The following is a 13138-nucleotide window of genomic DNA, read 5'->3' on the forward strand; positions in this document are numbered from 1 at the left end:
GGATGATCTCGGGCGCGTTGATGCGGTCGTCGTAGAACAGGCCGACGACCATGCGCTTGACGTCCTTGCGGTACATTGCGGACTCCAATCCGGACGCCAAAGCGTCCAACTTTTCGTCCGCACCCCCATGCGTCCTGCCATTCTCCTTCATGTCGTCGTTGCCGTCTTCGTACTGTGCCGCTCCGTCCAATGCCTGGATGGGTGGGATGCGCGTGGCGTGGCGTACGGTCGTCCATGCGGTCAATACCGTGGCCGCAACGGTCAGCAGCAGCGTTCCCGCCAGCAGGAGCGGATTGGCGGCGAATCCGCCGAACGCCTGGCCTATCGCCGTCATGGCCGCGTAACCGCCGCCCATGCCGATCAGGGCGCCGATGAGCGTGCCGGCTACGGCGGTGATCAGCGCTTCGGACAATACCAGCGAACGGATGTTCGCCCTGCGTGCCCCGATCAGGCGCAGCATGGCGATGTCCCGCGTGCGCTGCGCAATCAACGTCCGGTAGGTGCTGGAGATCACCATCATCGCGCAGAGCAGGGCGATAACGGCGAACACCGCCATGATCACGGTCAGCTGCGTGCTGCCGCCGGCCATCATCGCCGACGCCTGCCGAATCATCTCCGCGCCCGTGACCGCCATGACACCATCCGCCCCGGCAGCCGCCATAAGACGTTGGGTGACCGGATCGATGTCGGAGGGGTCGTTGAGCTTGACGAACAGCTCGCCCGGCGTCATGTCACCGAAGTACGACTGGTCGGCGTAGATCGCGTAGTCGGTGCCGGTCATCGGCTTGAACCGCACATCATTGACGCCGCTGACCGTCACCATGTGCTTCGTGCCGTCGGACGATTTCAACGTGACCGTGCCGCCGACCCGCACACCGAGCTTGCCGGCAGTATCCTGCGAGATGACGATCTGGTCGGCGGACTTCGGCCAGTTGCCGGATTCCAGTCCGAACCAGCGCAGGGACGGGTCGCGGGCGACGGAATACACGTTCGCCGTGCCACGCGCATCCGCACCGTACGCGGTGACCGTGGCCGCATAATACGGAGCCGTCGCCTTCACCTTGCCGTTGACACGCGCCCTGGCGAGCACGTCCTCGGCCCACGAAGGCTTCAATGATTTCACGTCGGCGTCGCCGGGATCGATGATGACATCCACGGGTTGCAACGGCGCGGCCGTGACCGTGGCCATGCTCGCGGTGGACGTGCCCTGAAACACGACCGTGCCCGCCAGCATCGCCGCCGACAGGACCACCGCCAACAGGACAGCGAGCAGTCGGGACGGGGAATGCCTGATCTGCGCCCACGCCACCCGGATCATCGCGCACCCGCTTCCGCATTCGCCGGTTCGGCGCTTTGTTCGAGCACGCGCACCACGTCCACCGCGACCGGATGCGCGACGTCCACCGCGATCAGCCCGTCACGCACCACGAGCGCCCGGTCGGCGTAGGCGGCGGCGTTCGGGTCATGCGTGACCATCACGATCGTCTGCCCGCGACGCGACGCCATATCCCGCAAAATCGCCAGCAGCTGGCGCGACGACTTCACATCCAGTGCCCCGGTCGGCTCGTCCGCGAACACCACCGCGGGATTCCCGGCCAACGCGCGGGCGACCGCCACACGCTGCCGCTGCCCGCCGCTCATCTCCTGCGGCTTGTGATCGAGCCGGTTCTCGATACCCAGCTCACGCGCGATCCCACGTATGGCCTGCCGGTCGGGCTGCCTGCCGCGCAGCGTGAACGGCAGTGCGATGTTCTGCTCCGCCGTCAGATACGGCAGCAGGTTGAAATCCTGGAAGATGAACCCGATCCGGTCACGCCGCAGATCGGACAACGCATCATCCGACAACGTCGAAATATCCACGCCATCGATAATCACCCGCCCCGAAGTCGGCGTATCCAACCCCGCCAGCAGATGCAATAACGTGGTCTTGCCCGACCCCGACGGCCCCACAATCGCCGTGAACCTGCCCTTCTCGAACCGGGCCGTAATCCCTGCCACCGCGACCGTCTCGGCCACGCCGGAACCGTACGACTTGCGCACGTCAAGCGCCTCCACGGCAGCCGGATATGCGTCCAAGCCGCTGTTTGCTCCCCATGTGTCCGTCATGTCGACACCTTCCTGTTGTGTTCCAATCGTTCCGATAATCGATAGCCGAAACATCCTTTCAGGAATCAACCTACGGGGGCCGAATCGTGCGGGATATCATCCGCATGAATCAATTCACGCTCGACCTGCACCGAAGTGCGAGCGACCTGGTACCTAGGTATGAGGTCCCGTGGAATGAGGGGCGGGAAACCATCATTGCGAATCATGGTATCGGCCAACCGACACGGGCAACGTCGCTGGTATGAAGGTTCATACGGAGGACGCGATCGCCCTGTTCGGCGTGCTGCTGTGCACGCTGTTCGGCACGGCGGGCATGGGCGATTGGGTATGGGCGAGCGTGGCCGTCGCCTCCATCGTGTTCATGAGACGGCGGTTCACCGTTTTCGCCGTATTGGCGGCCGTCGTTTCCGCCGCCTACACGACGGTCTATGGTTCGTTCACGTTGATCGGCCAGCTCATGTCCATAGCATCCGCGTTCCTGTGCGGGGTCAGTTGGGTGAAACATTGTCGACTGGTTGGCTTGGCATCGTGTCTGCTGCCCGTCGTCGCGTTCGGCTTGCATCTGGTGATCATCCGCTCGACGGATTGGACGATGCCCGTGGCCGGGTTGTTCGCGGGCAGTCTGATGCTGGCCGCATGGCAGGCGGGCCGGCTCAACCGTGCCAAGGACATGAGGCTTAAGGCGGAGGAAGAACGCCGGATCATGGCCGAACATGACAGCGACATGCGTGCGCGACTGGCCGTATTGGAGGAACGCATGCGCATCAACCACGAGATGCACGACATCCTCGCCCACACGCTCACCGGCATCACCGTCCAAGCCGAAAGCGGCAGAACGACCACCGCCGACCCCACAGCGCGCACGGTGTTCGCGGACATCTCCCAAGCCTCGCGCGAGGCCGTCGCCGATCTGCGTGCCCTGTTATCCGACAACACGAAAGAAGACCATTCACCGGAACCCACGCTCGACCAGTTCGATGGTCTTATCATCGGATACCGAAGGCACGGACTGATCATCGACCTGCATCAGGCAGATACGCAATCACCGTACCTGCCGACGGGATTGTCCCACGCCGTATACAGGGTGGCCGAGGAATGCCTGACCAACGCGCAGCGTTACGCGCAACCACGCTGCGTCGACCTGTCCCTGACCATCACCGGCGATGATATTCGACTGCACTGCGAAAACCCGTATGAGGCCCTCCCCTGCGCATCGGCATCATCGAACACCCATGAACGACAACGGCATGGGCATGGTCTTGACGGCATCCGGTGGAGATGCGAGCAATACGATGGTCACGCCAGCGTCAGCATGACGAATGGGCTCTGTTCGATCGATGCCGTTTGGCCACTGCCCCATCAACGGGAACCGTTGGCGGCGGCATCGAACGAGACTGCTGAATGGACACAGGCAAGGAGGGCGGCAATGATGACGATGCCGAATACGGACGGGACACGGCCCATCCGCGTGATGCTGATCGACAACCAGACGCTGATCCTCGACGGGTTCGCGCGCATCATCGACGCGCAACCCGACATGAGCGTCATCGCCACGGCCACGGACGGCGAAACCGCGATACGCACGGCTCGACAGGCCAAACCGGACGTGATCCTCATGGACGTGCGCATGCCCGGACTCGACGGCATCCAGACCACGCGCATCATCATCCACGATCTGCCGGAAACACGTATCATCGGGCTGACCTCATACGACACCGACGCCTACGCGATCGGCATGCTCGATGCCGGAGCCAGCGGATTCCTCCTCAAAAACAGCAGCGCCGAACGGTTCCTCGACGCCATACGCGCCACCGTCTCGGGCAACACCGTCATGGACACCACCACCATGAACCGCCTCAACCGGCGTCTCGTCACCGGTTCCGTCCAGACGTCGGCGCCGGTGACGGCATCCGCGGACGACGGCGAGGCCTCGTATAGCAGGAACGACGATCTCCCCGATTTCACCAGCCGGGAACACGTCATCCTCGCCCGCGTCGTCCAAGGCGATTCCAACGAGCAGATCGCCGCAAATCTGGGCGTCAGCGTGTCCACCGTCAAAACCCACATCGGCAACATCCTCAGAAAAACCGGCCAAACCAACCGCGTGCGGCTCATAGTCTGGGCTGTGCGGCATTCAATGGACGGGTATCCCAATCCGAGAAAAAATACTGAATAAAAGAGAACCCCCAGTGCATCACGGCTCAGTCGAAAACCGTCCGGAGAGGCCCATTGGGGGAATTCATGGAACATGATAATGGGTTATGACTCGACAGTCAAACCCGGCGCCCGATTTTCTCTCGCAAACTCCTCGCAAGGGCAGTCCGCAGAAGAGGGCGCTACGCGCGTGCATCACCGACGAACGGCTCGCATCCTACGATCCCGAAGCACGGCGGCGCTCATGCCCTGCGCTGCGACTGTACCTGTAGGCTCACGACATGGCCAGCGCCTGCATGGGAGACATCGCCATCCTCGAAGTCGCCCTGCGCAACCACATGGACCGGCGGCTGTCCCTCATTTCCTCGGAACAGGCCGGCACCGGGGACTGGTACATGGCGGGGCTCCGTTTCGACGACCGCGCCCAACGCCAGATCCGCGAGGCATGGAACCATCTCACCGTCCAACAGAAGAAACGACACACGCACGGGCATCTCGTCGCGGCGTTGACGTTCGGGTTCTGGCGCAACCTGCTGGAGAACGGTGGAGCCATCCACGCGCACTGGCCGGACGAGGGCAGCGCCGACTACGAGAACGACTTCTGGTGCAAGGGCATCGTCAAGGCCTTCCCCGGCGGGCGCCGGCACGCATCGGCTGCGAACGCCAAGTGGACGAGGAGCTACGCGCTGGACATCGTCAAGACCGTGCACGCCTTGCGCAACAGGGTCGCCCATCACGAGCCGATTGTCAACGGCATCCCGCTACCGGGCGAGAACCGGCGCATCACGTTGGCGGAAGCGGTACAGGCATGCTTCGATCTGGCGATGATCCTGGACCGTGACCTTCATACGTGGCTGGTGGGCAACAGCAAGATGAAACTCGCGCTCGAACACGAACCGCAACCCAATGCGTAGACGGCAGTCGCCACTCTCTTCAAGCATCGCTTCAGAATGCAGGTATGACACCGCGAAAAGCCAACAACGGATTGTCGCAGGTCTCAATCCTGACGGTTCGACCAGAAAGCTCTGCTTCCGATTAAGAAGTGAATCTTTCTGATTGGCGATTCGGTACTAGACACGTTTCACCGCCTTGAGCAGCAGCCATACACTTGCCGTGGCAACGACCACACCGACCGGAATCACATAACCGGCGAATACCGCCCCGCTTAACAACCATGTGGTCGGTATAACAGCGTATAGCATCGGCGAATTCTCGAACATATCGGAGCTGATCGGAAGACCGGCGACAATGAAGAATCCAGCAATGCTCCAAGAGACGAGGGGACTGGTGCCGAGCGCGCGCAGCATGCTGATCTCGTTGGTCCGTTCGAAGACGGGCAGCGCAAGCCGGTTGACGAGCCCGGTCAGGCTGATGATGCTAGAAATCAATCAACGCGGCAGCGGTGGACAATCGCAACCAGCGTTGGCCCGGAGACATTTTCGCGGACCATGCGAAATTCCCATAATCGTTGCCCGTCGCGTTTCTTTACTCCGGTCTTTCGTTTATCGACTATCATCTTGCAAACTTATACCATTGTCTTACACGATGGTGTTGGGAGGTTCACGATGAGCATGGCATCAGTCACTGTCCGCGTGGATGCGGATACCAAGCAGAAGGCCGCGTCCATCGCGGAGGACTTTGGTCTGGACCTGTCCTCGGTCACGCGCGCGTTCTACCGGCAGATCGTGCGTGAGAAACGCATCCCGCTCAACCTGTCCTATACGGCCGTGCCGAACGAGACCATGCAGGCGCTGGTCGAAGCGAAGAACAGGGTTGCCGACGGCAAACCCCGGTTCAACGATGCCGATGAAATGTTCGATTCGTTGGGGATCTGACGGATGCTTAAGCCGGATTACACCGCCGCGTTCCAGCGGGACGTTAAGAGGCTCAAACGCAGGCACGTCGACATGGCACCACTCAAGGAAGTCATACGGCTAGTGCTTGAAGACACCTCACAGTCTAAGGAGACACTGAGGCGCAGACATCAAGCTCGCACGCTCACCGTGATTTGGCCGGTGTACTGGAATGTCATATCGGCAACGCCGGCAACTGGTTGCTTCTATGGATACGCGATGACGGCACCGCCGTGTTCATGCGCACCGGCAACCACGACGAGCTGCTAGGCAAATAGCCGATTCCCCACAGGCACTACGCCGCCGGCCCGCGACCGGTGGTCAAGGTCAGTTACGCACTTCCGAGACAGTTCCCCGGGCTCCTACGGAGGGAAGCGCGGTAACATTCCCTCGCGGACTCATATGGATGCAATCGCCCGCATGAGGTCGGGCGAGTCAGCCCTCCGCCTCGCCGTCCGGCACCCACTCGAGGATGTCGCCGGGCTGGCAGTCGAGGGCGCGGCAGAGCGCGTCGAGGGTGGTGAAGCGGATGGCCTTGGCACGGCCGTTCTTGAGGATGGACACATTCGCCGGGGTGATGCCGATCCGCTCGGCAAGCTCGCTCACGCCGATTTTGCGCCGGGCCATGATGACGTCGAGGTTGATGCGCACCGCCATTCAGATCACCTGCCCGAGCTCGTCGGACTGGTCGGTGGCCGCCCGCAGCAGGCCCCGCATCACGACCATGAGCAGCGTGAACCCGACCCCGGCGACGGCGCCGACGCCCAGCACCGTGACGACGCTCCAGTAATCCATCGCCTGCATGGTCGCGTCGCCCGGCGCGGTCGCGGCGAACGCACCGAGCACCGCCGCCGTGAGGACCGTGGCGGCCGCCGCGCAGCCGATGATCAGGTTGACGCACGGCAGCGCCTTGGCGGTGAACACCGCGCCCGAGCCGGACAGGGAGAGCAGCCGCCAGACGCCCACGAACGCGACCTCCACGCACAGCAGGAGCAATGCGCCCATGACGACATACGGCCAGCGCATCGGCGTCTGGCTGGGATACAGGCCCGCCATCGCCTCGCTGAGCGCCGGCACGGCGACCAGCTGGCCCCATGCGCAGGCCAGCCAGGCCAGTATGGAGAATCCCTTGAGCGCGCGCAGCGCCCATATGCTGACGTATTGGGACATGACGGCCATCCTTTCGATGGATATGTTGTTTGTCGATATGAGTATATCGAATAACAATATGCTTTGCAAGATTGGGGCATCGCCTTCGCCCCTTACACGGCCACTGCGTTGTACACTGTCGGCATCGCGGCCGCCGATGGCCCGCCAATCGTCCGTAGCGTCAGACGCCGGAGGAGGTTTCCCATGTTCACGCACCTGCCAAATCCACTCTGGCCGCTCGTTCCGTCGGTCGTGTTGCTGGTCTGCTTCACCGCCTCCATTCGGCGCGACCCGCGGCGACTGCGCAACGGTCCGTACCTGTTCGCGGGAATCTGGCTCGGCGCCCTGGCGGGGATGTTCTGGCATCTGTCGATGGACGTGGCGTGGAACGCGCTGGTGCTGCTGACGACGGCAACCGCGGTGGCCCCGCCCCTCATATTCGCCTTCCGGGCCCTGCTGTACGCGGCTCTCGTCCCGTTCCATCCGCCCGAATATCCGTTCATGCCGATTGCGGGCATGCTGGCCGGCCTGTGTTCGAGTGCGGTCTGCGTGGCATGGAGCGCGGCGATGGTGACGATGGTCTTCGCGCCGCGGGTGTTCTATGCCGTTGTGGGTTCGCCGGCATTGATGACGGCGCTGGCCGTGGCGGGCGTGCCGGCGTTGGGGCTGAGCGTGCCGTTCGTCGGCATGCGGCTGTATGCGCGCATCTACGCCGGGCGGTCCGTTGATCCGGGGGGATATTCCGTGATGCTGGTGCAGGGGCGCACCGTGGACGGCGACAGGCTTGACGAGTGGCTGCCCGGGGTGCGTCCGGCAAAGGGCGATCCGTTGCTGACGGCGCGTCTCGACAGGGCCGCCGAGCTGTGGATCCGGGGCGGGGGAGCGGCACTGCTCGCCGTTGGCGGCGTGCGTGACGACGACGGCAGCGACGACACAATTCACATGCGCGATTTGCTGACGGCCCGCGGCGTCCCGAAGTCGGCGATCGCGTGGCTGGGGCACGGTACCCTCGCCGGCAATCTCGAGGCGTTTGAAAAATCCGGGGCGCTCGGGCAGTCTGATGCCCGAACGGCGCCGGGCGTTCTGCTGATCGTCGACGGCTGCGACATGCTGCGCGCCTCCGCAGTGGCCATGGGCATGGACTTGCCGAGCGCGGCAGTCGCGGCTCCGGTGCCGTTCGGACGGCGATCGATACGCATGATCCGCGAATACTCGGCCGTAGTACGCGAGCACTGGGTCGCCTTCGGCGCGCCCATGCTGGTTGCCGTCATGGCGATGGCGGCGGTCGTCGGTTGAGCGCTCGCCCCCACGTCCGGCTCCACGCTAATGGACGCCGGGCTATCCGGGAACGGCGTCGACGGTACGCTAGGATGGGTAAGCGAACAAGGAGGGTTATGACCCAGGTCAATCATCGTTGCGCCGTGCTCGGCAAGCCGATCGCGCATTCGCTCTCGCCAGTGCTGCACAACGCCGCGTACCGGGCGCTCGGCCTCGACGACTGGCGGTACGACCGCCACGAGGTGGGGGAGGAGGACCTCGACGGGTTCCTCAAGGGCCTTGACCCGACGTGGGCGGGCCTGAGCCTGACGATGCCGCTCAAGAAGACCATCCAGCCGTACGGCGAACCCTCCAACCTGTGGGCGCGCGAGCTCAAGGTCGCCAACACCGCCGTGTTCGACTGGTCCGGGAATGACGGAAGCGGCGAGCCGAAGCCGCAGGTGCGCCTCTACAACACCGACGTGGTGGGCATCCAGCTCGCCTTCGACCATGCGACCCGCGCGGCCGGCATCCACACGGACGACGACCGCCAAGGGCTCGCGCTGGTGATCGGCAACGGCAACACCGCCTCCTCCGCGGTGGCGGCCTGCACCATGATGCCGGAGATCGGGCACATCACCGTGGCCGCCCGCCATCCGGACAAGAACCCGGCGCTGAAGCCGCTGGCCGAGAAGTTCCTGCGCCGAAGCAACGCGCTGAACGTGATCGCCCTCGACGACGACGCCGCGCTGCTCGACGCGTTCTCCAAGGCGAGCGTGGTCGTCAGCACGATTCCCGGCCGCGCGGCCGACCCCGTGGCGTCGCTGCTCGCCGAGGCATCCGCCGCGGCCAAGCCAACCGACGGAGCCCGCCTGCTCGACGTGGTCTACGATCCGCGGCCCACGGCGCTCATGCACGCGTGGCGCGAACGCGGGGGCCTCGCCATCGGCGGCGAGGAGATGCTGCTGTATCAGGCCCTCATCCAAGTGCTGCTCATGACCGGCATTTGGGACGGGGACCCGCCCAGTGACGCGGACAGCCGTCTGCAGAACACGACCGTGGACGACGACCATGTGGAGATCGCAATGCGCCAGGCGCTTGAGGAGGTGCTGTAAATGGCCGAACACGCACAGAACGAGGAAAACGACCGTCCGGAGCCGGCCAACGACTTCGAAGTATTGCTCATCACCGGCATGTCCGGCGCGGGCCGCTCGCACGCGGCCGACAGCGTGGAGGACATGGGCTGGTACGTGGTGGACAACCTGCCGCCCAAGCTGCTCGTGCCGCTCGTGGACATGATGACCAACTCGGCGTCGAAGATCCACAAGCTCGCCGCGGTGATCGACGTGCGCTCCCGCACCTACTTCGACGACCTATCGCAGGTGCTCAGCCATCTGGACGATCTGGGCGTCAAGACCCGCATCCTGTTCCTCGACGCCAGCGACGAGGTGCTCGTCAAGCGCTACGAGTCGGTGCGCAGGCCGCACCCGCTGCAGCGCGGCGGTCGCCTCATCGACGGCATCAACGAGGAGCGCGCCCTGCTCGCCCACCTCAAGGAGCGCGCGGACATCGTCATCGACACGTCCAGCCTGTCCATCCACCAGCTGTCCACCAAGCTGTACGAGGGCCTGCTCGGCACCGGGCCGACCACCGTCGCCGTGCACATCTTCAGCTTCGGGTTCAAGTACGGCATCCCGCTGGACGCCGACTTCGTGGCGGACGTGCGGTTCCTGCCCAACCCGTTCTGGGTGCCCCAGCTCAGGGAGCTCACAGGAATCGACAAGCCCGTGAGCGACTACGTGCTCGCCAGCGAGGGCGCCAAGGCGTTCCTCGACTCCTACGAGCAGGCCATCCTGACCGCCATTCAGGGCTACGCGCGCGAGGATAAGCACTTCGTGACCATCGCCGTGGGCTGCACCGGCGGGCAGCACCGCTCCGTCGCCATGAGCGAGGAGCTGGCCCGCAGGCTGCGCGGCCGGGGCCTCAACGTGACCGTCTCCGCCCGGGAGCTCCACCGCCACCGGCAAAACGTTTGACGCGTTGCGGGTCGCCGATGCCCGCTTGCGTCCGCCGGCCCGCGGCAGCCGTCCGCGGCAATCGTTCCGCATGCTGAACGTTTGCCCGAAAAACAGGCGTAAGACAGGGAATGTTGTCCAACCGGTTCGGTATCACGGAAACTCGGTGGTTGCTCGGGTGGACCCCGCGCGACCCGCATAACAGAGAGAATAAAAGTTGTAGGAGGCTTGCTCTTGGCACTGCTCGATGACGTCAAAAGCGAACTTGCCGCTATCGACAACGAACTGCCTGCAGCGAAGAAGGCTCAGGCCGCCGCGATGATCCGTTTCGGCGGCGGACTCCACCTGATCCAGAACCATATCGTTGTGGAGGCCCAGTTCGACTCGCTCGATGCCGCAAAGTGGCTGCAGGACGCGATCAAGGACGTGTTCGGCCATGATTCCGACCTGATCGAAGTCTCCCGCCAACCCCCCACGGGCACGGTCCAGCGCTATTCGGTGCGCGTGCTGCGCGCCGGCGGCGCATTGGCCCTCCAGACCGGTCTGCTCGACCGCCGCAAGCGTCCGGTGCGCGGCCTGCCGGCGGACATCGTCAGCGGCAACATCGCACAGATCAAGGCCGCTTGGCGCGGCGCGTTCCTCGCGCACGGCGAACTGTCCGACCCGGGCAAGGCCAGCTATCTGGAGATCATCTGCCCCGGTCAGGAGGCCGCCCTCGCGCTGGTGGGCACCGCCCGCCGCCTCGGCGTGAACGTCAAGGCCCGTCAGGTGCGCAGCTCCGAGCGCGTCACCCTGCGCGACCCGGACGCGATCGAGCGCATGCTGCTGCTGCTCGGCGCCACCCAGTCGTCCCGCCAGTGGAGCGGCAAGCGCTCCGACGGCGAATCGCGCGGCAAGGCCAACCGCCTCGCCAACTTCGACGACGCGAACATGCGCCGCAGCGCCAAGGCCGCCGTGGAGGCCAGCGAAAAGGTCATCAAGGCGTTCGAGATCCTCGGCGACGACATCCCCGAGAACCTGCGCGCCGCAGGCCAGCTGCGCCTCGACCACCGCGACGCGAGCCTCGAGGAGCTCGGCCGCCTCGCCGACCCGCCCGTCACCAAGGACGCCATCGCGGGCCGCATCCGCCGTCTGCTCCAGCTGAGCGCCAAGGTCGAGAAGCAGCGCGCCCAGCAGAACGCCTGAGAGCGCGAAACCCGTTTCAAACCCCGCCGCAAATGGCGGGGTTTGTTCGTTATGGCCTGTAAGATGCGGAATTGGCAATAAGCCCATTCCCTGCATACGCAGTTAGGAAAGGATATACATGAAGACACTCAAGGATCTTGGAGATCTCAAGGGCAAGCGCGTGCTCGTCCGCGCCGATTTCAACGTCCCGCTGAAGGGCGAGACGATCACGGACGACGGCCGCATCAAGGCCGCCCTGCCCACCATCAAGGCCCTGCGCGAAGAGGGCGCCAAGGTCATTCTGATGGCCCACCTCGGCCGTCCGAAGGGCAAGGTCGTCCCCGAGCTGTCCCTGGCCCCGGTCGCCAAGCGCCTCGGCGAGCTGCTGGGCGTCGAGGTCCCGCTGGCCGCCGACACCTACGGCGAGGACGCCCAGGCCAAGGTCGCCGCGATGAACGACGGCGACGTGGTCCTGCTCCAGAACGTGCGCTTCAACCCGGAGGAGACCAGCAAGGATCCCGCCGTGCGCGCCCCGTACGCCAAGAAGATCGCCGCCCTCGGCGACGTGTTCGTCTCCGACGGCTTCGGCGTGGTCCACCGCGCCCAGGGCTCCAACTACGACGTGGCCGCCGATCTGCCGGCCGCCGCCGGCCTGCTCGTGGAGAAGGAAGTCAAGGCCCTCTCCAAGGCCACCGAGAACCCGGAGCGCCCGTTCACCGTGGTGCTCGGCGGCTCCAAGGTCTCCGACAAGCTCGGCGTCATCGAGAACCTGCTCGACAAGGCCAACCGTCTGGTCATCGGCGGCGGCATGGTCTTCACCTTCCTCAAGGCCAAGGGCTACGAGGTCGGCACCTCCCTGCTCGAGGAGGACCAGCTGGACAAGGTCAAGGGCTACATCGAGACCGCCGAGAAGAACGGCGTCGAGCTCGTGCTGCCGACCGACGTGGTCGTGAACGCCGGCTTCCCGGCCGGCGACACCCCGGTCGCCCCGGAGGTCGTGCCCGCGGACGCCATCCCGGCCGACAAGATGGGCCTCGACATCGGCCCGGAGTCCCAGAAGCTGTTCCACGACAAGATCGTGGACTCCAAGACCGTCGTGTGGAATGGCCCGATGGGCGTGTTCGAGGTTCCGGAGTTCGCGGCCGGCACCAAGGCCGTGGCCCAGGGTCTGGTGGACGCCACCAAGGCCGGCGCCTTCACCATCGTCGGCGGCGGCGACTCCGCTTCCGCCGTGCGCAACCTCGGCTTCCCGGAGGACGGCTTCTCGCACATCTCCACCGGCGGCGGCGCCTCCCTCGAGTTCCTCGAGGGCAAGGAGCTCCCGGGCCTGAAGGTGCTCGAGTAGTCTTCCCGCCATCAAGGCGAATCATCCAAACGCGCAAGGGGTAGACGGCCGTCCGGATCGCCGGGGCCGGACTACCCCTTGGGCTTCATGGGCAG

14 protein-coding genes are annotated in these 13138 nt (G+C 64.7%); 9 read left to right on the forward strand and 5 right to left on the reverse strand.

Translation table 11 applies throughout. The features are described 5' to 3' along the window. Both DSM100685_RS00005 and DSM100685_RS00010 read right to left on the reverse strand, forming a co-directional pair. The coding region (locus DSM100685_RS00005; RefSeq protein WP_152349335.1) for an ABC transporter permease at positions 1–1318 on the reverse strand (1318 nt) is incomplete at its 3' end. After that, the gene (locus DSM100685_RS00010; protein WP_152349336.1) at positions 1315–2106 is read right to left on the reverse strand and encodes an ABC transporter ATP-binding protein; all 792 of its coding nucleotides are present in this window, start codon (positions 2104–2106) and stop codon (positions 1315–1317) included. The genes DSM100685_RS00010 and DSM100685_RS00005, both read right to left, overlap by 4 nt. Before the next feature lie 241 nt (positions 2107–2347). Between DSM100685_RS00010 and DSM100685_RS00015 the strand changes: the two genes are divergently transcribed. Both DSM100685_RS00015 and DSM100685_RS00020 read left to right on the forward strand, forming a co-directional pair. After that, positions 2348–4282, forward strand: a complete 1935-nt coding sequence (locus DSM100685_RS00015) for a helix-turn-helix transcriptional regulator (protein WP_152349337.1) — start codon at positions 2348–2350, stop codon at positions 4280–4282. Between the two features lie 259 nt (positions 4283–4541). Continuing rightward, the gene (locus DSM100685_RS00020; RefSeq protein WP_239512570.1) at positions 4542–5174 is read left to right on the forward strand and encodes a DNA-binding protein; all 633 of its coding nucleotides are present in this window, start codon (positions 4542–4544) and stop codon (positions 5172–5174) included. Between the two features lie 156 nt (positions 5175–5330). On the opposite strand, the gene DSM100685_RS00025 is transcribed toward DSM100685_RS00020, so the two are convergent. Beyond that, positions 5331–5648, reverse strand: a complete 318-nt coding sequence (locus DSM100685_RS00025; RefSeq protein WP_239512571.1) for a hypothetical protein — start codon at positions 5646–5648, stop codon at positions 5331–5333. A 177-nt stretch (positions 5649–5825) separates the two neighbouring features. On the opposite strand from DSM100685_RS00025, the gene DSM100685_RS00030 reads away from it, so the two are divergent. Together DSM100685_RS00030 and DSM100685_RS10895 are read left to right on the forward strand one after the other, a co-directional pair. After that, positions 5826–6095: a type II toxin-antitoxin system RelB/DinJ family antitoxin gene (locus DSM100685_RS00030; RefSeq protein WP_152349338.1), complete on the forward strand. Its 270-nt coding sequence runs from the start codon at positions 5826–5828 to the stop codon at positions 6093–6095. Between the two features lie 218 nt (positions 6096–6313). Beyond that, positions 6314–6391 carry a hypothetical protein gene (locus DSM100685_RS10895; RefSeq protein WP_239512585.1) on the forward strand — a complete coding sequence of 26 codons (78 nt, stop codon included), beginning with the start codon at positions 6314–6316 and terminating at the stop codon, positions 6389–6391. Between the two features lie 157 nt (positions 6392–6548). On the opposite strand, the gene DSM100685_RS00040 is transcribed toward DSM100685_RS10895, so the two are convergent. Together DSM100685_RS00040 and DSM100685_RS00045 are read right to left on the reverse strand one after the other, a co-directional pair. After that, positions 6549–6770 carry a helix-turn-helix domain-containing protein gene (locus DSM100685_RS00040; RefSeq protein ID WP_152349339.1) on the reverse strand — a complete coding sequence of 74 codons (222 nt, stop codon included), beginning with the start codon at positions 6768–6770 and terminating at the stop codon, positions 6549–6551. Next, positions 6771–7283, reverse strand: coding sequence for a DUF2975 domain-containing protein (locus DSM100685_RS00045; RefSeq protein WP_152349340.1), 513 nt, complete (start codon positions 7281–7283; stop codon positions 6771–6773). It abuts the gene before it with no gap. Between the two features lie 183 nt (positions 7284–7466). On the opposite strand from DSM100685_RS00045, the gene DSM100685_RS00050 reads away from it, so the two are divergent. The 5 genes from DSM100685_RS00050 to DSM100685_RS00070 all read left to right on the forward strand — a co-directional run bounded on the left by DSM100685_RS00050 (position 7467) and on the right by DSM100685_RS00070 (position 13043). Further along, positions 7467–8558, forward strand: a complete 1092-nt coding sequence (locus tag DSM100685_RS00050; protein WP_152349341.1) for a YdcF family protein — start codon at positions 7467–7469, stop codon at positions 8556–8558. A 98-nt stretch (positions 8559–8656) separates the two neighbouring features. Further along, entirely contained in the window at positions 8657–9634 is a 978-nt protein-coding gene (locus tag DSM100685_RS00055; RefSeq protein WP_152349342.1) for a shikimate dehydrogenase family protein, read from the forward strand. Beyond that, positions 9635–10555: an RNase adapter RapZ gene (gene rapZ, locus DSM100685_RS00060; protein ID WP_152349343.1), complete on the forward strand. Its 921-nt coding sequence runs from the start codon at positions 9635–9637 to the stop codon at positions 10553–10555. Positions 10556–10768: 213 nt separating this feature from the next. Continuing rightward, positions 10769–11719, forward strand: a complete 951-nt coding sequence (gene whiA / locus DSM100685_RS00065; protein WP_152349344.1) for a DNA-binding protein WhiA — start codon at positions 10769–10771, stop codon at positions 11717–11719. 118 nt (positions 11720–11837) lie between these two features. Further along, positions 11838–13043 (forward strand): phosphoglycerate kinase, encoded by a 1206-nt coding sequence (locus tag DSM100685_RS00070; protein WP_152349345.1) that lies wholly within the window; start codon positions 11838–11840, stop codon positions 13041–13043. Positions 13044–13138 lie beyond the last annotated feature (95 nt).

The organism is Bifidobacterium avesanii, from assembly GCF_009299475.1.
GTDB lineage: Bacteria > Actinomycetota > Actinomycetes > Actinomycetales > Bifidobacteriaceae > Bifidobacterium > Bifidobacterium avesanii.

What these genes read in the sequence shown, in the direction of transcription:
- DSM100685_RS00010 (WP_152349336.1), bottom strand. Translation starts at nt 2,106, where the DNA reads ATGACGGACACATGGGGAGCAAACAGCGGCTTGGACGCATATCCGGCT.
- DSM100685_RS00015 (WP_152349337.1), top strand. Translation starts at nt 2,348, where the DNA reads ATGAAGGTTCATACGGAGGACGCGATCGCCCTGTTCGGCGTGCTGCTG.
- DSM100685_RS00020 (WP_239512570.1), top strand. Translation starts at nt 4,542, where the DNA reads ATGGCCAGCGCCTGCATGGGAGACATCGCCATCCTCGAAGTCGCCCTG.
- DSM100685_RS00030 (WP_152349338.1), top strand. Translation starts at nt 5,826, where the DNA reads ATGAGCATGGCATCAGTCACTGTCCGCGTGGATGCGGATACCAAGCAG.
- DSM100685_RS00040 (WP_152349339.1), bottom strand. Translation starts at nt 6,770, where the DNA reads ATGGCGGTGCGCATCAACCTCGACGTCATCATGGCCCGGCGCAAAATC.
- DSM100685_RS00045 (WP_152349340.1), bottom strand. Translation starts at nt 7,283, where the DNA reads ATGTCCCAATACGTCAGCATATGGGCGCTGCGCGCGCTCAAGGGATTC.
- DSM100685_RS00050 (WP_152349341.1), top strand. Translation starts at nt 7,467, where the DNA reads ATGTTCACGCACCTGCCAAATCCACTCTGGCCGCTCGTTCCGTCGGTC.
- DSM100685_RS00055 (WP_152349342.1), top strand. Translation starts at nt 8,657, where the DNA reads ATGACCCAGGTCAATCATCGTTGCGCCGTGCTCGGCAAGCCGATCGCG.
- rapZ (WP_152349343.1), top strand. Translation starts at nt 9,635, where the DNA reads ATGGCCGAACACGCACAGAACGAGGAAAACGACCGTCCGGAGCCGGCC.
- DSM100685_RS00070 (WP_152349345.1), top strand. Translation starts at nt 11,838, where the DNA reads ATGAAGACACTCAAGGATCTTGGAGATCTCAAGGGCAAGCGCGTGCTC.